A 21621-nucleotide genomic window follows, 5' to 3' on the forward strand; every position below is an offset into this window, starting at 1 on the left:
TTCGGCGCTTCTACTGGAGCATGGTGCGGTCGTCGAGTTGCGCGCCCTTGATCTTCTCGAACTCCGCCAGCAGCCCGTGGACCGTCATCTTGGACTTCTGCTCCCGGTCCAGGTCCAGAATGATCCGGCCATCGTGCATCATGACCAGCCGGGTTCCCAGGCGCAGCGCCTGCTCCATGTTGTGCGTGACCATCAGGGTGGTCAGGCCGAAGCGGTCAACGGTCTCCGCGGTGAGCCGCGAGACGAGCGCGGCGCGCTGGGGGTCCAGCGCCGCGGTGTGCTCGTCCAGCAGCAGGATCTTGGGCCCGCTGAACGTCGCCATGAGTAGCGACAGGGCCTGCCGCTGGCCGCCCGAGAGCAGACCGACCTTGGCCTTCAGCCGGTCCTCGAGGCCCAGCTCCAGGGACTTGAGCTCCTCGCGGAACCGCTCGCGCTTGGCCTTGGTGACCCCCATGCCGAGGCCGCGGCGCCGGCCGCGCTCGAGCGCCATCGACATGTTCTGCTCGATGCTCATGGTGGGCGCGGTCCCCGCCATCGGGTCCTGGAACACGCGCCCGATGTACTGCGCGCGGCGGTGGTCGGGCAGCTTCGTGACGTCCTTTCCGTCGATGAAGACCGTCCCGGCGTCCGGGCGCATCTTGCCCGAGGTGATGTTCAGGACGGTCGACTTGCCGGCGCCGTTGGAGCCGATCACGGTCACGAACTCCCCCGACGAGAGGTGGAGGTCGATGCCGCGCAGGGCCTTGCGCTCGTTGACCGTTCCCGGGAAGAACGTCTTGTTCACATTGGTGATGTCCAGCATGGCTAGGCCACCGCCCCCTTCTTTTCCGGCTTGGCCGTTCCCATCCGGGCTCCCAGCTTCCTGAACCCGCTCCATTGCGGAAGGATCAGCGCGAGCACCACCAGGACGGCGGAGATCAGCTTCATGTCGTTCGGCTGGAGACCCGCCTCCAGCGCGAGCTGGATGACGACACGGTAGAGCACCGAACCCAGCACGACGGCGAAGGTGGCGATGACGACCAGGCGCGTGCCGAAGATGGCCTGCCCGATAATGACGGAGGCGAGCCCGGCGAGGATGAGTCCGATCCCCATGCCGATGTCCGCGAAACCCTGGTACTGCGCGATGAACGCGCCGCACACGGCGACCAGCCCGTTGGACAAGGCGAGGCCCAGGATCTTCTGGTTGTCGGTCGAGGCGCCGAAGCTGCGGATCATCTCCTCGTTGTCGCCCGTCGCCTGCATGGCCAGGCCCACGTCGGTGTGCAGGAACCAGTCCAAGACGAGCTTCACGACGAGCGCGAGCACCGCGAACATCAGGATGGAGAGCCAGCTGCCCATGAAACCGCCCTCGCGCAGCGGGCTGAGCAGCGTGTCCTCGCGCAGCAGCGGCAGGTTGGCCTTGCCCATGATGCGCAGGTTGATGGAGTAGAGGGCGATCATGGTCAGGATGCCGGCCAGCAGGCCGTTGATCCGGCCCTTGGTGTGCAACAGGCCGGTGACGATGCCGGCGGCCATGCCCGCCGCGAACGCGATGAGCGTGGCGAGCAGCGGCGGCACGCCGTTGATGATGCCGGTCGCGGCGACGGCCGCACCGGTGGTGAAGGAGCCGTCGACGGTCAGGTCGGGAAAGTCCAGGATGCGGAAGGTCAGGTAGACCCCCAGCGCCATGATCGCGTAGATCAGGCCCAGTTCAACCGCGGTGATCATAGGTGGTGACCTTGGTTTCTGTAGGAGTGGAGCGGGGCCGGCCGGGTTGTCCGGCCGGCCCCTTGTCGGGCTTGGCGGCGCGCCGGCTACTCGGTGATTTCGACGTCGGCCTTCTCGAGGAAGCCCTCGGGAAGGCCGACGCCCATGCGCTCCGCCGCCGCCTCGTTCACGTACAGGTTCATCGTGGTCTGGGTCTCCACGGGCATGTCGGCCGGCTCGGCCTCGCCGTTGAGGATCTTCACGGCCATCTCGCCGGTCTGGTAGCCCAGCTTCTCGTAGTCGATGCCCCAGGTCGCCACGGCGCCGTTGCGCACCGAATCGCCCTCGGCGGCGATCGTCAGGATCTTCTTGCTTTCCGCGACCTGGATGAGCGATGAAAGCGCGGAGACCACGTTGTTGTCGGTGGGGATGTAGAACGCGTCCACGTCCAGCGACTGTGCGGCCTGCTGGACCTCGCCGGCGACGCTGACGGTGGCCTCCTTGACCTCGAGGCCGAGACCGGAGGCGGCCTCCTTGACGGCGTCGACCTGCACCTCGGAGTTCACCTCGCCGGAGGAGTAGACGATTCCGATGCTCTTCGCGTCCGGGTTGAGCTCCTTGATGAGCTCGAGCTGCTGCACGACGACGTCGTCCGGCACGCCGTCGGAAGTGCCCGTGGCGTTTCCGCCGGGTGTCTCCATGGAGTCGACCAGGTCGGCGGCGACCGGATCGGTCACGGCGGTGAAGAGGATCGGGACGTCAGCGACGGCCTGCACGGCCGCTTGGGCGCTCGGAGTGGCGATGGCCAGCACGAGGTCCAACCCGTCGGAGGCGAACTTGCCCGCGATCGCGGTGTTGGTCGCCGCGTCGGCCTGGGCGTTCTGCTCGTCCAGGACCAGCTTGTCGCCGGTGTAGCCGGCGTCCGTGAGGGCCTGCTTGAAGCCCTCCCTGGTCGCGTCGAGCGAGGCGTGCGTGACGTACTGAGTGATGCCCACCTTCACGGACTCGCCGGAGGCGGCGTCATCCGTCGAAGCGCCGCCGCCGCAGGCCGTGGCGAGGAGCGCGGTGGCAACGAGGCCGGTGGCCAGCTTGGCCTTATGGAGGGATTTCATGGAAGTTCCTTTCGCAACATGCGGGTGTCCCACGCGGCGCGGTCGTCCTTGGTGCGCGTCGCGTGGCCCGGGGTCTGGTGCGGGTGATGGGGCGGTCGGTTGATTTGACAGGCCATTTACACCGGCACGACGATAGTACCTGTGAATCAAGTCACATTGTCCAACCCCGCGTCCCGCGGATGGACGCAGCGCGGGGATTTCCGCGACTTCGAAGACAAATGGACCGTCTTGGAAAAGATTAGCGCGGTTTCGTATTCAGGAAACTCCGGCGGGTGGCGTCCCGGGGCGGCGCCCGTCGGCCGCCCGGGTCCGCCCCGGCTTCGGCACTAGACTGGAACCCACCATGGCAGTCACCATCACATATCCCGAGGCCCTTCCCGTCAGCGCCCGGCGCGAGGACATCATGGAGGCCATCCGCGGCAACCAGGTGGTGGTCGTCGCCGGCGAAACCGGCTCGGGCAAAACGACGCAGCTGCCCAAGATGCTGCTGGAACTGGGATTCGGCGACGACGGCATGATCGGCCACACGCAGCCCCGGCGTCTGGCCGCCCGCACGGTCGCCGAACGCATCGCTGAGGAGCTGGGAAGCGAAATCGGCCAGGAGGTCGGCTTTCACGTCCGCTTTACCGGCGAGGTCTCCCGCGCCACCCGGCTCAAGGTCATGACCGACGGCATCCTCCTCGCCGAGATCCGGCACGACAGGCTCCTCAGGCGCTACAACGCCATCATCATCGACGAGGCCCACGAACGCAGCCTGAACATCGATTTCCTACTGGGCTACCTGCGTCGCATCCTTCCGCGCCGGCCGGACCTCAAGATCGTCATCACCTCCGCCACCATCGATCCCGGGCGCTTCGCCCGGCACTTCGGCAGGCAGACCGGCCGCTCGGTGGACGGCGCCCCGGAGATCGAGCCGGCGCCGATCATCGAGGTGTCCGGGCGCACCTTCCCGGTCGAGCTCCGCTACCGCCCGTTGAATCCCGCGGAGGGCCTGGACCCGGACGAGCTGGATCCTGACCACGCCGCCGAAGAGGACCGCGACCCACTGGACGCGGTGTGCGACGCGGTCGACGAACTCGCGCTCGAGGCGCACGGCGACATCCTGGTGTTCTTCTCGGGCGAACGCGAGATCAGGGACGCGGCCGAGGCCCTGCGCGCGCGGGTCCAGACGAACAAGCGCCTCGCCGGCACCGAGATCCTGCCGCTCTTCGCCCGGCTCAGCCTCGCGGAGCAGCATCAGGTCTTCCACCCCGGCTCCAAGCGGCGGATCGTGCTGGCCACGAACGTCGCCGAGACGTCCCTGACGGTGCCCGGCATCAAATACGTCATCGACACCGGCACGGCCCGCATCTCGCGGTATTCGCACCGCACCAAGGTCCAGCGCCTGCCCATCGAACGGGTGTCCCAGGCCAGCGCCAACCAGCGGTCGGGCCGCTGCGGCCGCGTGAGCGACGGCATCGCCATCCGGCTCTACTCCGAGGACGACTACGCCTCCCGCCCCAAGTTCACTGATCCCGAGATCCTGCGCACGAACCTGGCCGCCGTCATCCTCCAAATGGCGGCCATCGGCGTCGTCAAGGCGCCGAAGGACGTCGCCGATTTCCCCTTCGTCGAACCGCCGGAGGCCAAGGCGGTGAACGACGGCGTGACGCTGCTGCGCGAACTGGGCGCCGTCGGCGAGGACCGCGACGCCGGGATCACCGCCGTCGGACGCCAGCTCGCGCAGTTGCCCGTGGACGTGCGGCTCGGCCGCATGATCGTCGAGGCCGGGAAGCGCGGCTGCGCGAAGGAGGTCATGGTTCTCGCCGCCGCCCTCACCATCCAGGACCCGCGCGAGCGGCCGACGCTGGAGACGGGCAAACGGGAACGGGCCAACGAGCTGCACAAGCGGTTCTCGGACGAGAAGTCCGATTTCACCGGATACCTCAACCTCTGGCGCTATCTGCAGGAACAGCAGAAGGAGCTCTCCTCCTCCGCGTTCCGGAGGCTGTGCCGCAACGAGTTCATCAACTACCTCCGGGTGCGCGAGTGGCAGGATCTCTTCGCGCAGCTGCGGCAGCTCGCCAAGCCGCTCGGCGTCACGCTGTCCACCGGTCCCGTGGACCCGGTGGGGCTGGAGCGCGAAATACACACCAGCCTCCTCGCCGGCCTGCTGAGCCACATCGGCGCCTACGACGAGCGCAAACGCGAGTACGCCGGAGCCCGCGGGACACGCTTCTCGGTGTTCCCCGGTTCCGCCCTTTTCAAGAAGTCGCCGGACTGGGTCATGGCCGCGGAGCTCGTCGAGACCAGCCGGCTCTGGGCACGCACCGCCGCCCGCTTCGATCCGCTGTGGGTGGAGGAGGTCGCCGGGCACCTGGTCAAGCGCTCGTATTCGGAGCCGCACTGGTCCCGGCGCATGGGCTCCGTGATGGGCTACGAGAAGGTCACCCTCTACGGGGTGCCCGTCGTTCCCAGCCGCCGGATCCAGTACGGCCGCGTGGACCCGGAGCTCAGCCGCGAGTTGTTCATCCGCAACGCGCTGGTGGAAGGCGATTGGAAAACCCACCACAAGTTCTTCCACCGGAACCGCCGGCTTCTGGCGGACATCGAGGAGCTTGAGACGCGCATGCGCCGGCGCGACCTGCGCGCCTCGGACGAGGACCTTTTCGAGTTCTACGACGCGCGCGTGGGCGCCGACGTCGTGTCCGAGCGCCACTTCGACCGCTGGTGGAAACAGGCCCGACGCGACGATGAGGCGCTGCTGGACTTCGACCCCGACGCGTTGCTGCGGGCCGACGCAGAAGAGCTCGACGTCGACGCGTACCCCCGCACGTGGCGCCACGGGACGCTGGACCTGGATCTCTCCTACGAGTTCAATCCGGCCGCGGGCGCCGGCGAATCCGACGGCGTGACGGTGCGGGTTCCCGTCTTGTTCCTGAACCAGTTGGATCCGGACGTCTTCCGCTGGCAGATCCCGGGATTGCGCACCGAACTGGTCACGGCGCTGATCAAGTCGCTCCCGAAGCAGGTCCGCAAGAACTTCGTCCCCGCCCCCGACGTGGCGCGGCAGGCGGTCGAGATCCTAACCCGCGACTTCGATCCGGCCACCGACCCCGTGGAGGGATCGCTCGAGTTGGCCCTGCGCCGGCTCAAGGGGCACGTGATACCGCCGGGGTCGTGGGACTGGGGCGCGGTTCCCGCCCACCTGTTGCCCTCGTTCCAGGTGGTGGACTCGACCGCGCGCGTCCTCGACGAGTCGAAGGACCTCGCGCGCCTGCAGGAGACGCTGGCCGCGGAGAACCGGCAGGCGCTGGCGGAGTCCCTCGGCGCCGGCTCAGAACGCCTGGTCGCCGCGGGTGCCCGGTCGGTGTCCGCCGCCCCGGGCACGGATTCACCCGGCCCCACCCCTCGTGGCGCGGATCGCGCCGGGGAGCCCTCCCGGACGACAGCGGCTCCGGCGTCGGCCGCGGAGGCGAACCGGGCCGCCGCCGCGCGCTGGGAGCGCACCGGCCTAACGGACTGGCCGGAGGACCTCGGCGCCGCGGGGACGATCGAGCGCCAGGTCGTCACCAACATCATGGGCCAGCGGGTCACCGCGTATCCCGCCTTGGTGGATGCCGGGGCCACCGCGTCCCTGACGGTGTTCCGCGACGAGGCCGAGCAGCTCGCCGCGCACCGCTCCGGCGTCGTCCGCATTTTGCTGCTCAAGGTGCCCTCGCCCGCGCGCTACGTCCTGGACCATCTCAACAACACGGAGAAGCTGGTCTTCACGCAGAATCCGCACGGCTCGGTCGCGTCGCTGATCGAGGACTGCACCCTGGCGGCCGTGGACAAGCTGGTGCCGGCCGAGTTGCCGTTCACCCGCGAGGCCTTCCTGGACCTTTTCGAGTCGGTGCGTGCCGAGCTGATCGACACGGTGTTCACCGTGACGGCCGTGGTGGAGCGCGTGCTGTCCTCCGCCCGCCGGATCGAAAAGCGGATCAAATCCGCTTCCAGCTTGGCCCTGGTCAACGCGCTCGGCGACATCCGCACGCACCTGGGACAGCTGGTCTATCCCGGTTTCGTCGCGCGGACCGGCTACGCCCAGCTCTCGCAGCTCCCGCGCTACCTGTCCGGCATCGAGAAGCGCCTGGACAAGCTGGAGGCCGGCAACGTGGCGCGGGACAACGTGGCGACGCTCGCGGTCCAGGCGCTCGAGGACGAATACGACGCCGCACTCGAGGCCCTGGTTCCGGGCGCGCGGACACCGGCCTCGCTCGCCAGCGTCAAGTGGATGATCGAGGAACTGCGGGTCAGCCTGTTCGCCCAGGAGCTGGGGACCGCGTTCTCGGTGTCGGAAAAGCGAATCCGCACGGCCCTCCGCGCCGCGGCGAAGGCCTAGCACCGCGGCCTCCCCACCCCGCCCACCTAACCACCGGAAGTGGACATTACCGGGGGTTAGTTAACGGCGGTAATGTCCACTTCGCGGGGTGGGGGCGGGACGGGTCTACTCCGCGGGGATATTGTCCGCGTGGCCGTCCTCGCGCAGCGCCGCGCGGAGGCGGTCGGCGTTCGCGTCGAGACCTCCCGGGTCCGGGTCGCTGTCCGCGCGGGAGAGGTCGAAATCCGCCAGCGAGTTCGTCGGCCACACGTGCACGTGCATGTGGGGCACCTCGAAGCCGGCCACCATGAGGCCGGCGCGTTCGGCCCCGAACACCCGCACCTGCGCGCGGCCGATGATCCGCGCCACCTCAACCACGTGCGCCACCAGCGCCGGTTCCGCGTCCGTCCAGGCGTCGACCTCGCGGCGCGGGACCACCAGCACGTGGCCGTCGGTGATCGGGCCGATGGACAGGAACGCGACGGCGTCGGCGTCCTTCCACACGAACCGGCCGGGCAGCTCCCCGTCGATGATCTTGGTGAAGAGGGTACTCATGCGCCATCACTCCTAGCCTCGGACGACGCCGGCGTGCCCAGCGTCGAGTTGTCCAAAACAAACCTGTACTTCACATCACCCGCGACCATCCGGTCCCAGGCATCGTTGAGCCGGCCGGCCGGCACCACTTCGACGCCCGCCTGGACGTCGTGCGCGGCGCAGAAGTCCAGCATCTCCTGCGTCTCGGCGATGCCGCCGATCATCGAGCCGCCGTAGCGCAGCCGGCGCCGTATCAGTCGCCCCGGGCTCACCGGCGGCATCGGTCCGGCCGGGAGGCCCAATTGCACGAGCGCGCCGTCCAGGCGGAGCGCGGCGAGGTAGGGCTCCAGATCGTGCGGGGCGGCGACCGTGTCCAATATGAGGTCCAGGCTGTCCCTGGCGCCCGCCATTTCGCCGTCTTCCGTGGAGACGACGACGCGGTCCGCGCCCAGTTCGGCGGCCGCCCCGCGCTTCGCGGCGCTGGTGGTGAACACCGTGACCGTGCAGCCCATGGCCTTGGCGATCTTGACCCCCATGTGCCCGAGGCCCCCGAGTCCCACCACCCCGACGGCGTCCCCGGCCTTTGCGCCGAAGTGCCGCAGCGGGGAAAAGGTGGTGATCCCCGCGCAGAGCAGCGGCGCCGCGGCGGCCGGATCGAGCGAGACGGGGATGTTCAGGACAAAGCCCTCGTTGACCACGATGGATGTGGAGTAGCCGCCCTGGGTATATTCGCCGGTGCGGCGGTCGGTCGCCCCGTAGGTGCCGGTGGCGCCGTTTTCGCAGTACTGCTCCAAGCCCCCGCGGCACGCGCCGCACTCGCGGCAGGAATCCACGAGGCATCCGACGCCGACGCGCTGGCCCACGGAGAAGCGTGCGACGGCGGAGCCGACGGCGGCCACCCGCCCGACGATCTCGTGCCCGGGCACGAGCGGGAGTTGGCGTGCGCCCCATTCCCCGCGGGCCGCGTGGACGTCGGAGTGGCAGAGGCCGCAGAAGTCGATGTCGATGACGACGTCGTCCTCCAGGGGCGCGCGACGCGAAATCAAGACCGGCTCCAGCACGCCGCCGGGGGTGGCGACGCCGGAGGCGCCGACCGTCACGGGGGCGGCCGTGCGCAGTTGCGCCATGGCCGAGGGGCTGGGGGGAACGGGACGTCCTGTCATGGTTTGAACCTATACGTCCCGGCGGCGGTCGCGCGAACGCGGTTCGGGTCCGGTGGCGGCGGGCCGCTTCGGATTCGCCTGGTACTGCGACCACGAACCCGGGTAGAGCGCCGCCGGGATGCCCGCCTCGGCCAGGGCCGCGATCTGGTGCGCGGCGGTCACCCCCGAACCGCAGTAGACGGCGACTTCCCCGGCGGCCGGCCCGGCCCCCAGGGACGCGAACCGCCGACGGAGCGCGTCCGCCGGCAGGAACCGGCCGTCGGCGCCCAGGTTCCCCGTCGTCGGTGCGCTCAGGGCGCCGGGGATGTGGCCGGCCCGCGGATCGACCGGTTCGCTGTCGCCGCGGTAGCGGTCGCCGGCTCGCGCATCGAGGAGGATCCCGCGGTCCGGCCATCGTGCCGCCGTCTCTGTGTCGACGACGGGCAGGTGGCCCCAGCCGGTGGTTGCGTCGCCGGCGCTCGGATGCACGTCCCCCGATTCGAGCGGCAGGCCGGCCGCCGTCCAGGCGGACAGGCCGCCGTCGAGCAGGTACGCGTCCCCCACGCCGGCGTGCCGGAGCAGCCACCACGCCCGGGCCGCCGCGAGCCCGCCGGTGGCGTCGTACGCGACGACGGTGTCGCCGTCGCGGACGCCCCACCGCCGGACGGCGACGGCGAAGTCCTCCGGCACCGGCAGCGGATGCCGGCCGGTCTCCGGTCCGCCCGGCGACGCGAGCTCGGTCGCCAGATCCACGTGGACCGCACCCGGGAGGTGCCCCTGAAGGTAGTGCCGTTTCCCGTCGGGATCCCCCAGCGCCCAGCGTACGTCGAGCAACACGGTGCGCTCCGCGCCCGCCATCCGCTCGGACAGCTCGTCCACACCCACCAACGCGCGCATCGCTTCGACCTTTCCTCGGGTTTCCGTCTCCATTCTGCACCCGCCGGCGCAGCGCGCGGCAAGGGCCCGGCGACCGCTGACGCCACGGGTAGGGTGATTCCGTGGACAGCCAGCCGAACCCCGTTTCCCCGCTCCCCCGCCTCACCGGGCGCGCCTGGGTGGACCGGGCCGTCCACCTGATAGACGCAGAGAACAACCGCTCCGCGGACACCCACCTGCACCGGTTGCCGCTCCCGGCGCGGTGGGGCGTGGACCTTTACCTGAAGGACGAGTCGACCCACCGCACCGGCAGCCTCAAACACCGGCTGGCCCGCTCGCTCTTCCTCTACGGCCTCGTCAACGGCTGGATCAATGAGACGACGACGATCGTCGAGGCCTCCAGCGGGAGCACCGCCGTTTCCGAGGCCTACTACGCGAGGCTGCTGGGACTGCCGTTCGTGGCGGTGATGGCGAGGGGGACGTCGGCGGAGAAGATCGCACTCATCGAGGGCTTCGGAGGGTCCTGCGACCTCGTCGACGACCCGGCGTCGGTCTACGCGCGGGCCGAGGAAGTCGCCCGGGCCACGGGCGGGCACTACATGGACCAGTTCACGCACGCGGAGCGGGCCACTGATTGGCGCGGCAACAACAACATCGCCGAGTCCATCTTCTACCAGCTGTCGATGGAACCGCATCCCGTGCCGGAGTGGGTGGTGGTCGGCGCGGGGACGGGCGGCACCAGCGCCACGATCGGGCGCTACGTCCGCTACCACCGGCTCCGGAGCCGGCTCGCCGTCGCCGATCCCGAAGGCTCCGCGTTCCTGCCCTCCTGGCAGGCGTGGCACGACGGCGGCGACCCCCTCGCGGCCGTCGGACGGCCTAGCCGCATCGAGGGCATCGGCCGGGCCAGGCCCGAGCCCAGCTTCATCCCCTCGGTCATCGACCTGGTGCGGGCCGTCCCCGACGGCGCCTCGGTCGCCGCCATGCGCCACCTCGCGACCTGGGGCGGCCTGTCGGCCGGCCCCTCCACGGGAACCAACCTCTGGCTCGCTTGGCAGCTGGTGGCGCGCATGGTCGCCGAGGGGCGGCCCGGCAGCGTGGTGTCCATCCTGTGCGACGGCGGGGAACGTTACGCGGGTTCGCACGGAAATCCCGCGTGGCTGGCACGGGCCGGGATCGACCCCGCCCCCTTCAAGGGGACCATAGAGGCGTTGCTCGAGACCGGCCTCTGGTCGGGACCCGTCGGGCCGCGCCGCGGGAAGCGCGGCTAGAGCTAGACCTCCCGGCTTTCGCCGTCCGCCAGCCGCACGTACTCGGTGCCGTGGAGTCCGCCGATCCGGGACAGGTGTCCGTCGACGAGGCGCAGTCCGACGTCGTTCAGCAGCCCGTCGTGGATCGGGATGGCCGCCTCGGCGCGCACGGAGACCACGAAGTCGATGACCTCCCCGGTTTTGGACCAGGGCGCGTGCGCGGGAACCAGCAGCGTCTCCACGGCGGCGCCGTGGGGGACGGTGAACGAATCGCCGGGGTGGTAGACCCGCTCGTCGACGAGGTAGCCGATGTTCGCGACCATCGGGATGCGCGGATGGATCAGGGCGTGCTGGCCCCCGAAGGTCCTGATCCGGAAACCGGCGACCTCGAAGGCGCCATCCGGTTCGACCGCGTGGATGCGCCCGGCGGCGTCGCCGGCCGCCGCGTGGTGCCGCAGCCGGTCCGCCACGGTGGCCGGAGCGTAAAGGACCGCCGCCGCGTCGGCCGCGAGCAGCGGCAGGACGCGGTCCGCGTCGATGTGGTCGGGATGCTCGTGGGTGACGAGGATCGCGGCGGCCCCCGGCACGGCGGTTTCGACATCGCTGAATGTCCCGGGATCGATCACCAGGACCCTGCCGTCCTTCTCCAACCGCACGCACGCGTGCCCATGCTTGGCGAGTCTCATGGGGCCAGCCTACGCCGGGGGTTTGGCGCCCGGAACGGGCCCCACGGGCGCGCCTTTGCGCTGTTAGGCTTGGATCCCCGGCCGCGCGCCCGCGGTGTGCGCCGGACCGTCCACCAAGCACCAGGAGCCATCCCCGTCATGACGAGCCCCGCCCCCGAAAAGCGCGGCAGCGAACAGCGCGTCACCAAGCAGCGCTTGGCCGTTGCGGCGGCCCTGAAGGAACTCGACGACTTCGTCAGCGCGCAGGACCTGCACCGCCTGCTCCTCGACCGCGGGGACAAGGTCTCGCTGGCCACGGTGTACCGGATCCTCCAGTCCATGGCCGACGACGAACTGGTCGACGTGTTGCGCGCCGCGGAGGGCGAGTCCGTGTACCGGCGCTGCCGCGCCGACCACCACCACCATCACCTGGTCTGCCGAAACTGCGGCAAGGCCGTCGAGGTGGAGGCGCCCGCGGTGGAGACCTGGGCGGCACGCATGGCATCCGAGAACGGCTATACGGCGCCGACACACACGGTCGAGATCTACGGTCTTTGTCCCGCGTGCACGGCGGCGGCGGATGGCCCGCGCGGCTGACCGCGTCCGCACCGCCCGAAAAAACGCGCCGAATTAGGCAGCCGTGGGCGACGCCGTTGCGATGTGCTCGCGCCGTGTGGCGTGCCTGCGCCACGCGATGACCCTGCAGACGGCGTAGATCAGGAACGAAATGGTCGTCACATAGGGGCTGATGGGCAGTCTTCCGGCCAGGGCCAACATGATCCCGCCCACCACACTCGTCATGGCGAACGAGATGCTCAGGAACACCGTCAGCGCCGGCCGCGCGGTGACGCGCAGGGCGGCGGCCGCGGGAGTCACCAAGAGGCTGAGGACGAGCAGCGCGCCGACGATCTGGATCGACAGGGCCACGGCGAGCCCGAGCAGCAACATGAAGGCCACCGAGAGCCGGCCGGCGGGCACGCCGCGCGCGGCGGCAACGACCGGATCCGCGCTGACGAACGTCAGTGGTCGCCAGATGGCGACCAGTCCGGCGACCACGACGACGGCGCAGACCACGAGCAGTCCGAGCTGGACGTCGTCGACCGCCACGATCTGTCCCGTCAACAGGCCGAATTTGTTGGCGCTTCTGCCCTCGTAGAGCGCCAGGCAGAGGATGCCCAGGCCCAGGCCGAACGGCATCATCACGCCGATGATGGAGTTCCGGTCCTTGGCGCTCGCGCCCAGGAGTCCGAGCACCAGTGAGGCGACAATGGAACCCGCGATCGAGCCGAACACCACGTTGGCCCCGATGAGCAGGGCGAATGCCGCGCCCGCGAAGCTCAGCTCGGCGATGCCGTGCACGGCGAACGCCATGTCGCGCATCATGATGAACACGCCGATGAGCCCCCCGACCAGCCCGAGCACGGCCCCGGCGACGATCGAGTTGGACACGAGCGGCAGGATCTCGCCGTAGTTCTCGAAGCTGAAGACCGTGCGGAGGAATTCGTTGGTGTCCACGGGTCTCAGGCGTCCTCTCCGTGGTGGTGGGCGACGGCGTCGGGAATTCCGACGACGACGATGCGCCCGTTGCTGTGGAAGACGTCCACGGGACTGCCGTAGAGCTCCGACAGGACCTCGCTGGTCATCACCTCGTGGGGTGCTCCGATGTGGAATTTGCCCCCGGCCAGGTAGAGCACCCGGTCGACGTACTGCAGGATGGGATTGATTTCGTGCGTGACGAAGACCACGGCGCTTCCCTGGTCGCATGCCTGCCGGTGGATCAGCGACGAGACCGCCTGCTGGTGGTGCATGTCCAGGGACAACAGCGGCTCGTCGCAGAGCAGTAGTCGCGGGTTGTCTGCCAGCGCCTGCGCGGCGCGGAGCCGCTGCTGTTCGCCGCCGGAGAGCACTCCCACAGGGCGGTCGGCGTAGTCCGTCGCGCCGACCTTCTCCAACAGTCCATCGACGCGCCGTGCCAACGACTTGCGGCTGGAGAGCCGGGGGCCCCATCGGTGGCCGTCGATGCCGAGGGCCACGAGGTCGCGCGCGCGCAGGGGTGTGTCCTCGGGGAAGCCCTTCTGCTGTGGAATCGTGCCGATGAGTCGGGACCCCCGGCTGGCGGGGCGACCGGAGACCTCCACGGTGCCTGCCGAGAGTTCCTGGAGGCCAAGCAACACCCGCAAGAGGGTGGTCTTGCCGGATCCGTTGGGTCCGAGGACCGCCAGGAATTCCCCCGGGGCGACGTCGAGATCGAGTCCTTCCCACAGGGTCCGGCGTCCGAAACTCAACCGTGCCCCGCGCAACCGGAGGGCGGGTCCGGCTGCGGGTAAATCAGCCGTCAAGTGCCGCCGCCAGGGCCTCGGCATTGGACATCATCCAGGACACGTAATCGGTACCTTCCGGCAGGGTCTCGGTGAATTCGACGACGGGGACACCCGCGGACTCCGCGGCGCTGCGCACGGATTCCGTCTGGGGTCCCGCGGTCTGCGGGTTGTATGCGAGGACAGCATACCCACCATCGGCCAGGCCGTCGCGCAGTTCCCGCAGCAGCGCGGGGGAAACGTCGTCGCCCTGTTCGATTGCCTCGCTGAATCCCTGCGGGGTTCCGTCCTCGAGGCCGGCCTCGAGGAGCAGGTAGTAGGGAACGGGCTCGGTCATGGCGAATTTCTTGCCGGAGGTCGCCTCGGCCAACGATGCGATGCGGTCCTCGACCGGCTTCAGCGACGCGACGAAGTCTTCCGCGTTCGCTTCGAAGTCTTCCGCGTTCTCCGGCTGGGACTCACCGAGTCGATGGGCGATCTCCCCGGCAACGGCGGCGACCGTGTGGACGTCGTACCAGACGTGCTCGTTGCCGGCGGCGTGGTCGTGGCCGTCGTCGTCGGCAGGGGTTTCCTCTTCGGAGTGGGAGCTCTCGTCCTCACCCGCGTGGTCGTCGTGACCGGCCTCGGACTCGCCCTCGTGCGCGCCTTCGGCATGGTCGACGGCGGCGACCACGGCATTCTCGTCCATGTCCAGGTCCTTGGTCAGGACGTCGATGAACTGGTCGTATCCGCCGCCGTTGGCGATCACCAGGTCGGCCTTCGAGATGGCCAACTTGTCCTGGGCCGTCGCCTCGTAGGAGTGCGGATCCTGCGACGTCTTGTCGATGATCGCGGTGACCTCGACCCCGTCCCCTCCGACGGCGCGCGCGATGTCGGCGTACACGCTCGTGGAAGCCACGACGGCGAGAGTCCCTTCCGCGGATTCTTCGGCGGGTTCAGTGGCGCAGCCCGCGAGGACGAGGGATGCCAGGGCGGTGACTGACAGGAGGACGCTCGGCCGCATGGGAATGCCTTTCGGATGACGCGTGGTAGGGCCAAACGGCCCATCCCAGTCTAACTCAAATGCGATTCATTTGCATTATCGCCGCTGCCATTGGTCCGTCTCAGGCCCTGGGATTGGGTGGCGTCGCGGATCTCCCCCACGAGCTGCTCCAACACATCCTCGAGAAACAGGACGCCGCGTGTCGTCCCCGAGACGTCGTTGACTCGGGCCAGGTGGGAGCCGGTCCGCTGCATGACCGCCAGCGCGTCCTCGATCTCGTCGTCGAGGGCGAGGTTGGCGAGCGTCCTGAGTTTGGTCACCGGTATCGGCTCGTCGTAGCGTGCGGGCGGGATGTTCATGACGTCCTTGAGGTGGAGGTAGCCCAAGAGCTCGCCGTCCTCGTCGAGGATGACGAACCGGGAGAACCCCGTGCGGCCCACCGCCCGCTCGAACTTCGACGGCGTCGTGCTCGGCGGCAGCGACACGAGCTCGTCGAGGGTCACCATGATGTTGCCCGCCGTGTGTCCGGAGAACTCCAGGGCCCCGGAAAGCAGGCCGCTCTCGTCCTTCACCAAGCCATGACGGGTGGACTCCTGAACGATCGACTGCACCTCTTCGAGCGTGAACGACGACGTCACCTCGTCCTTGGCCTCGACCCGCATCAGCCGCAGGGCGCGGTTCGCGATCCAGTTCAGGGACGCCACCACCGGGTGGACCAGCTTCGAGATCCACAGCAGGGGCGGAGCGAGGACCAGGACCGCGCGGTCCGCGACACTGACCGAGATGTTCTTCGGCACCATCTCCCCGAACGTCACGTGCAGGAAGGTGACGATGGCCAGTGCCAGGACGAACGCCGTCGTGTCGGCCACCGCGTGGGGAACGCCGACGGACTCCAACGGCGCCGCGAAGAGATGGTGGATGGCGGGCTCCGCCACGTTGAGGATCAACAGCGAACACACCGTAATCCCCAACTGGCACACCGCGAGCATGAGCGACACGTTTTCCATGGCCCTCAGGGCCGTTCGCGCGGAGGCGCTTCCGGCGTCCGCCAGCGGCTCGATCTGGCTGCGCCGCGCCGTCATCACGGCGAACTCGGCGGCCACGAAGAACGCGTTGCCCATAAGAAGCACCACCAACCAGACGATGCCGGCCCAGTCGCTCATCGGACCTCCTCCGCCGTCGGACCGTCGATGTGCGCGGAGGAACCGCGCTCCGGCCGGAAGCTCACGCGTTCCACGCGGCGTCCGTCCATGCGCTGGACTTCCAGTTGGCCGGTACCCGTTGCGACCGTGTCTCCGACGGTGGGAATCCTGCCGAGCTCGCTCATGAGGTAGCCCCCGACCGTCTCGTAGGATGCGTCGTCGGGAATGTGGAGTCCGGGAACCTGGTCCCTCAGCTCGTCCGGGCGAAGCAGCCCCGGGAAGTACCAGTCGCCCGAGGCCGACTGCAGGACGCCGGGTTTGGTGCGGTCGTGCTCGTCGACCACCTCTCCGACGATCTCCTCCACGAGGTCCTCCAACGTGACCATGCCGGCAGTGCCGCCGTATTCGTCCAAGACCATGGCCACCTGGAGATTGGCTTCCCGCAGGTCGGAGATGAGCGAGTTCAGGTGGACGGTCTCGGGCACGGAGACGATGTCCGTCATGATGTTCCCGGCAACCAGGCCGCCACGCTTGCACCGCGGCACGGCGACGGCCTTCTTGATGTGGCAGACGCCGAGGACGTCGTCGGCCGAATCCCCGATTACGGGAAACCGCGAATAGCCGGTCCGGCGGGCCGTTTCGATCACCTCGGTCAGCGGGTCGTCGTTGCGAACCGTCTCCATCCGGATGCGCGGGGTCATCACATCCGCCGCGGACCGCTCGGAAAAGCGCAGCGTTCGCGAGAGGAAGTTGGCGGTGTCCGGGTCCAGGGTCCCCATGTCCGCCGAACGACGCACCAGGGAGGCCAGCTCGGCCGGGCTCCGCGCCCCCGAGATCTCCTCTTTGGCCTCGAGGCCCACGAGGTGCAGGACCCGGTTGGAGAAACCGTTGAGCAGGACGATGGCCGGCCTGAAAATGGCCGTGAAGACGAGCTGCGGACGCGCCACATGCCTGCCGATGGCGAGCGCCTCGGCGATGGCCAGGTTCTTGGGGATCAGTTCACCCAGCACCATCGAGAAGAGCGTGGCCAAGATCATGGCCACGATCAGCGAGGTGGGGGCGGACGCGTTGCCGAATCCGGCCGCGGCCAGCACGGGCGTTAGGAGCTTGCCCACGGAGGGCTCCATCACGTAACCGGTGAGCAACGTGGTCAGCGTGATGCCGAGCTGGCAGGAAGAGAGCTGTGTCGACAGGGACTTGAGGCAACGCATCAGGGGAACCGCGGCCTTGTCGCCGGAGTCGACGGCCCGCTGGACCGTGGATTGGTCCAAGGCAACCAGCGAGAATTCGACGGCGACGAAGAAACCGGTGCCCAGAATGAGAACGAGGCCGCTCAGGAGCAGCAACCACTCCATCTAGCGGGCCACCGCCCTAGGCGCGCCGATGTGCGGCGGCGGAGTCTGGGAACCCGGTCTGGAGGGCTCCGTCGGTGACTCGGATGGCGTGCGGGAGGCAATGTGTGGAATGCCGGCGCTGCGCCCTGGGGCGGCTGGCCGGCACGGTGAATGGCTGTCCATGAGGCCCCCAGTCTACAGAACAACCGCTGGTCGCGGGGCCGCGCGGGGACTGGGGAAACGCACGGCGGCAGATTCGCAACGGCCGGCGGAAAGTCACTAGACTGGCCGGAGGCCTAGGACTATGTCGTCGTGCAGTCCTGGCCCATGGGCTACAAGCGACGAGGCAACCAGGGAAGAGGCGTCACCGTGCCAGAACAACCACACCACCGACTGACCGAGGAATTCGGCGGAAACGAGTGGCTTGTCGACGAGCTGTACCAGCAGTTCCTCCGAGACAAGAACTCCGTCGACAAGAAGTGGTGGGACATTTTCGAGTCCTTCGGCGGCACGGATTCCCCGCGCCAGGCCCAGCCGAACAACGCACCGGCTCAGCAGGCGCCGGCGAAGCCGGCCGACGCGGCGCCCGCAGCGAAGAAGGCCACGCCCCGTTCGGCGACCGACGCGCGCGTCGTGAACGCAACCGGCACCGGCGCCAACTCGTCCGCCGAGTCTTCCGAGCCCGCGACCACGGCGGCCGGCAAGAGCCTTCCCGCCGAAGCCCCCAAGGACCAGAGCAAGGCCGCGCCCAAGACCCAGCCCATCCCCGCGGAACTGCCGAAGTCCGCCTCGGCGTCCGCCGCGACGGAAGAGGACAAGTCCACTCCCCTGCGTGGCCCCGCCAAGGCCATCGCGACCAACATGGAGCAGAGCCTCACCGTCCCGACGGCAACCACCGTGCGTGCAGTGCCAGCCAAGGCCCTGATCGACAACCGGGTGGTCATCAACAACCACCTCGCCCGCGCCCGTGGCGGCAAGGTCTCCTTTACGCACCTCATCGGCTTCGCCGTCATCCGCGCCCTGAAACTCTTCCCCTCGCAGAACGTCACGTACGCGGAGGTCGACGGCAAGCCCTTCGCCGTCCAGCCCGCCCACGTCAATTTCGGCATCGCCATCGACATGCCGAAGCCGGACGGCACGCGGATGCTGGCCGTGCCGAACATCAAGAAGGCCGAGAACCTGAACTTCTCGGAATTCTGGAACACCTACGAGGACCTCATCAAACGGGCCCGCAACAACAAGCTGACGGCGGACGACTACGCCGGCACCACGGTTTCGCTGACCAACCCCGGCGGCATTGGCACCGTCCACTCCGTTCCGCGCCTTTCCAAGGGCCAGGCGACGATCGTGGGCGTCGGCGCCCTCGAGTACCCGGCGGAGTTCCGCGGCGCGAGCGAGAAGACGGTCGCCATCCAGGGCATCGGCAAGATCATCACGCTGACCTCCACCTACGACCACCGCGTGATCCAGGGTGCGGGCTCGGGCGAGTTCCTGCGCCTGGTGGAGTCGCTCCTCCTGGGCGAACGGGGCTTCTACGACGAAATCTTCGAGGCCCTGCGCATTCCCTATGAGCCCGTGCGTTGGACGGTCGACAACCAGGTCGACGTCGAACTGCAGGTCAACAAGATCGCGCGCATCCAGCAGCTCATTCACGCCTACCGCGTGCGCGGCCACCTCATGGCCGACACCAACCCCCTCGAATACGTCCAGCGCCGCCACCCGGACCTCGACATCCAGACCTACGGCCTGACCCTGTGGGATCTGGACCGCGAATGGGTCACCGGAGGGTTCGGCGGGGAACCGCGTCTCCCGCTGCGCAAGATTCTCGGCGTCCTGCGCGACGCCTACTGCCGCACCACCGGCATCGAATACATGCACATCCAGGATCCGGAGGAGCGCGACTGGTTCCAGACCGAGCTGGAGCACGAGTACTCCAAGCCGACACGCGAGGAGCAGCTGCGCGTCCTGAGCAAGCTGAATGCCGCCGAGGCCTTCGAGACGTTCCTCCAGACCAAGTTCGTCGGCCAGAAGCGCTTCTCGCTCGAGGGCGGGGAATCGTTGATCCCGCTGCTGGACGGGATCATTTCCGACGCCGCCGACGACGGTCTCGACGAGGTCGCGATCGGTATGGCGCACCGCGGCCGCCTGAACGTTCTCACCAACATCGCGGGCAAGACCTACGCGCAGGTCTTCCGCGAGTTCGAGGGTACCCAGGATCCCCGCAGCGTCCAGGGTTCCGGCGACGTGAAGTACCACCTCGGCACGGAGGGGAAGTTCGTCTCCGACCGCGGAAACGAGACGAAGGTGTACCTGGCCGCGAACCCTTCGCACCTCGAGGCCGTCGATTCGGTCCTGGAGGGCATCGTCCGCGCCAAGCAGGACCGCCTCGACCAGGGCGACGAGGGCTTCGGAGTCCTGCCCCTGCTCGTGCACGGCGACGCCGCGTTCGCCGGCCAGGGCGTGGTGGCGGAGACGCTCAACCTCTCCCAGTTGCGCGGTTACCGCACCGGCGGCACGATCCACGTCGTCGTGAACAACCAGGTCGGCTTCACCACCTCACCGACCGCCTCGCGCTCCTCCGTCTACTCGACGGACGTCGCGAAGATGGTCCAGGCACCTGTGTTCCACGTGAACGGCGATGATCCCGAGGCCGTGGTCCGCGTGGCCCAGTTCGCTTTCAAATACCGCCAGAAGTTCCACAAGGACGTCGTGATCGACATGGTCTGCTATCGGCGCCGTGGACACAACGAGGGCGACGACCCGTCGATGACGCAGCCGATGATGTACAACCTCATCGAGGCCAAGCGCTCCACCCGCAAGCTATACACCGAGGCCCTCGTCGGCCGCGGCGACATCACGCAGGAGGAAGCGGACCAGGCCCTGCGCGACTACCAGGAACGCCTGGAGCGTGTCTTCTCGGAGACGCACGCCGCCCAGACCTCCCCCATCCCGGTCATCAGCTCGGACGGCACCACGGTGCACGACCTCGAGCTGCCGACGTCGCAGCTCGACGACGAGTCGACGCCGTCGCGCACCGAAACCGCCATCACGCCGGAGACCCTGAGCAGGATCGGCGCCGCGCACACGCAGATCCCCGACGGCTTCACGGTGCACCCGAAGCTGAAGGCGCTGCTGGAGCGGCGCGAGCAGATGTCCCGCGAAGGCGGCATCGACTGGGGCTTCGCCGAGCTCGCCGCGTTCGGCTCGCTCTCCATGGAAGGCGTACCCGTCCGGCTTGCCGGCCAGGACTCGAGGCGCGGTACGTTCGTCCAGCGCCACGCCGTTTTCCACGACCGCGCCAACGGCAACGAGTGGATGCCGCTGCACCACCTGTCCGACGACCAGGCAAAGCTGTGGATCTACGACTCGCTGCTGTCCGAATACGCGGCGATGGGCTTCGAATACGGATACTCCGTGGAACGGCCGGACGCCCTCGTCCTCTGGGAGGCGCAGTTCGGGGACTTCGTCAACGGCGCCCAGACGGTCATCGACGAGTTCATCTCCTCCGCCGAGCAGAAGTGGGGCCAGCGCTCGTCGCTGGTGCTGATGCTCCCGCATGGCTACGAGGGTCAGGGCCCGGACCACTCGTCGGCCCGCATCGAGCGTTTCCTCCAGATGTGCGCGGAGGACAACATGGTGGTCGCCAACCCGTCCAACGGCGCCAACCACTTCCACCTGCTGCGCCGGCAGGCCTACGCGCGGCCGCGCCGGCCGCTGATCATCTTCACGCCGAAGCAGCTACTGCGGCTCAAGGCCGCGGCCTGCACGGTGGAGGACTTTACGGAGGGCCGCTTCCAGCAGGTCATCCCTGATACCGCCGGACTCGACGCCAAGAAGGTGGACCGGGTGGTGCTCGTTTCGGGGCGCCTGTACTACGACCTCGAGTCGGCGCGCCGTAAGGCCGCGGACGAGAAGACGGCAATCGTCCGCGTCGAGCAGCTGTACCCGCTGCCGGCGGAGGAGATCGCCGCCGAGTTGGCCAAGTACCCCAACGCGGATGTGCTCTGGGCGCAGGACGAGCCGGCGAACCAGGGCCCGTGGCCCTTCATCGGACTCAACCTTGCGCCGGAACTGGACCGCGATATCCGGCTCGTGTCCCGGACGGCTTCCGCCGCGACGTCGACCGGTTCGCACAAGCGGCACGACGTCGAGCAGTCCCAGTTGCTGCAGCAGGCCTTCGGTCGGGGCTAGACCCGATCCGCGAACGCGAGCAGATCCAGCGGGCGGGGCGGATTCCG

The 21621-nt window shown here is 68.7% G+C and carries 16 protein-coding genes; 4 read left to right on the top strand and 12 right to left on the bottom strand.

The window, feature by feature from the left end:
• Positions 1 to 10 precede the first annotated feature (10 nt).
• The 3 genes from AC0QSG_RS04620 to AC0QSG_RS04630 form a co-directional block, all read right to left on the bottom strand.
• Positions 11 to 802: an ABC transporter ATP-binding protein gene (locus tag AC0QSG_RS04620; RefSeq protein WP_475376807.1), complete on the bottom strand. Its 792-nt coding sequence runs from the start codon at positions 800 to 802 to the stop codon at positions 11 to 13.
• A 2-nt stretch (positions 803 to 804) separates the two neighbouring features.
• Positions 805 to 1707 carry an ABC transporter permease gene (locus AC0QSG_RS04625; protein WP_435726672.1) on the bottom strand — a complete coding sequence of 301 codons (903 nt, stop codon included), beginning with the start codon at positions 1705 to 1707 and terminating at the stop codon, positions 805 to 807.
• 86 nt (positions 1708 to 1793) lie between these two features.
• The gene (locus AC0QSG_RS04630) at positions 1794 to 2798 is read right to left on the bottom strand and encodes an ABC transporter substrate-binding protein (protein ID WP_475376809.1); all 1005 of its coding nucleotides are present in this window, start codon (positions 2796 to 2798) and stop codon (positions 1794 to 1796) included.
• Between the two features lie 343 nt (positions 2799 to 3141).
• Between AC0QSG_RS04630 and hrpA the strand changes: the two genes are divergently transcribed.
• Positions 3142 to 7161, top strand: a complete 4020-nt coding sequence (gene hrpA / locus AC0QSG_RS04635) for an ATP-dependent RNA helicase HrpA (protein WP_475376810.1) — start codon at positions 3142 to 3144, stop codon at positions 7159 to 7161.
• A gap of 105 nt (positions 7162 to 7266) precedes the next feature.
• Here the strand turns inward: hrpA and AC0QSG_RS04640 are convergent, their stop codons facing one another.
• The 3 genes from AC0QSG_RS04640 to AC0QSG_RS04650 are packed head-to-tail and all read right to left on the bottom strand — an operon-like array spanning position 7267 to position 9713.
• Positions 7267 to 7695 carry an HIT family protein gene (locus tag AC0QSG_RS04640; protein ID WP_475376811.1) on the bottom strand — a complete coding sequence of 143 codons (429 nt, stop codon included), beginning with the start codon at positions 7693 to 7695 and terminating at the stop codon, positions 7267 to 7269.
• Positions 7692 to 8837, bottom strand: a complete 1146-nt coding sequence (locus tag AC0QSG_RS04645; protein ID WP_475376812.1) for an NAD(P)-dependent alcohol dehydrogenase — start codon at positions 8835 to 8837, stop codon at positions 7692 to 7694. Before AC0QSG_RS04645 ends, AC0QSG_RS04640 begins: the two co-directional genes overlap by 4 nt.
• Before the next feature lie 9 nt (positions 8838 to 8846).
• Positions 8847 to 9713, bottom strand: coding sequence for a sulfurtransferase (locus AC0QSG_RS04650; protein WP_475377274.1), 867 nt, complete (start codon positions 9711 to 9713; stop codon positions 8847 to 8849).
• Between the two features lie 101 nt (positions 9714 to 9814).
• Between AC0QSG_RS04650 and AC0QSG_RS04655 the strand changes: the two genes are divergently transcribed.
• Positions 9815 to 10963, top strand: coding sequence for a PLP-dependent cysteine synthase family protein (locus AC0QSG_RS04655; RefSeq protein ID WP_475376813.1), 1149 nt, complete (start codon positions 9815 to 9817; stop codon positions 10961 to 10963).
• Between the two features lie 2 nt (positions 10964 to 10965).
• On the opposite strand, the gene AC0QSG_RS04660 is transcribed toward AC0QSG_RS04655, so the two are convergent.
• Entirely contained in the window at positions 10966 to 11628 is a 663-nt protein-coding gene (locus tag AC0QSG_RS04660) for an MBL fold metallo-hydrolase (RefSeq protein ID WP_475376814.1), read from the bottom strand.
• Positions 11629 to 11766: 138 nt separating this feature from the next.
• Between AC0QSG_RS04660 and AC0QSG_RS04665 the strand changes: the two genes are divergently transcribed.
• The gene (locus AC0QSG_RS04665; protein WP_435726665.1) at positions 11767 to 12204 is read left to right on the top strand and encodes a Fur family transcriptional regulator; all 438 of its coding nucleotides are present in this window, start codon (positions 11767 to 11769) and stop codon (positions 12202 to 12204) included.
• A gap of 33 nt (positions 12205 to 12237) precedes the next feature.
• Here AC0QSG_RS04665 and AC0QSG_RS04670 read toward each other — a convergent pair whose 3' ends face one another.
• From AC0QSG_RS04670 to AC0QSG_RS04690, 5 genes are read right to left on the bottom strand one after another with little or no spacing between them, the layout of a single operon-like run.
• Positions 12238 to 13122, bottom strand: coding sequence for a metal ABC transporter permease (locus AC0QSG_RS04670; RefSeq protein WP_475376815.1), 885 nt, complete (start codon positions 13120 to 13122; stop codon positions 12238 to 12240).
• Positions 13123 to 13127: 5 nt separating this feature from the next.
• Entirely contained in the window at positions 13128 to 13970 is an 843-nt protein-coding gene (locus AC0QSG_RS04675) for a metal ABC transporter ATP-binding protein (RefSeq protein WP_435726663.1), read from the bottom strand.
• Positions 13936 to 14928, bottom strand: coding sequence for a metal ABC transporter solute-binding protein, Zn/Mn family (locus tag AC0QSG_RS04680; protein WP_475376816.1), 993 nt, complete (start codon positions 14926 to 14928; stop codon positions 13936 to 13938). The genes AC0QSG_RS04675 and AC0QSG_RS04680 overlap by 35 nt, the downstream gene beginning before the upstream one ends.
• A gap of 50 nt (positions 14929 to 14978) precedes the next feature.
• Positions 14979 to 16070, bottom strand: coding sequence for a hemolysin family protein (locus AC0QSG_RS04685; protein WP_475376817.1), 1092 nt, complete (start codon positions 16068 to 16070; stop codon positions 14979 to 14981).
• On the bottom strand, positions 16067 to 17404 hold the full coding sequence (locus AC0QSG_RS04690; RefSeq protein ID WP_475376818.1) for a hemolysin family protein: 1338 nt from the start codon (positions 17402 to 17404) through the stop codon (positions 16067 to 16069). The genes AC0QSG_RS04685 and AC0QSG_RS04690 overlap by 4 nt, the downstream gene beginning before the upstream one ends.
• Positions 17405 to 17752: 348 nt before the next feature.
• Here AC0QSG_RS04690 and AC0QSG_RS04695 point away from each other — a divergent pair, with 348 nt between their 5' ends.
• Positions 17753 to 21574 (top strand): multifunctional oxoglutarate decarboxylase/oxoglutarate dehydrogenase thiamine pyrophosphate-binding subunit/dihydrolipoyllysine-residue succinyltransferase subunit, encoded by a 3822-nt coding sequence (locus tag AC0QSG_RS04695; protein WP_475376819.1) that lies wholly within the window; start codon positions 17753 to 17755, stop codon positions 21572 to 21574.
• Positions 21575 to 21621 lie beyond the last annotated feature (47 nt).

Source organism: Arthrobacter sp. LT660 (assembly GCF_056172845.1).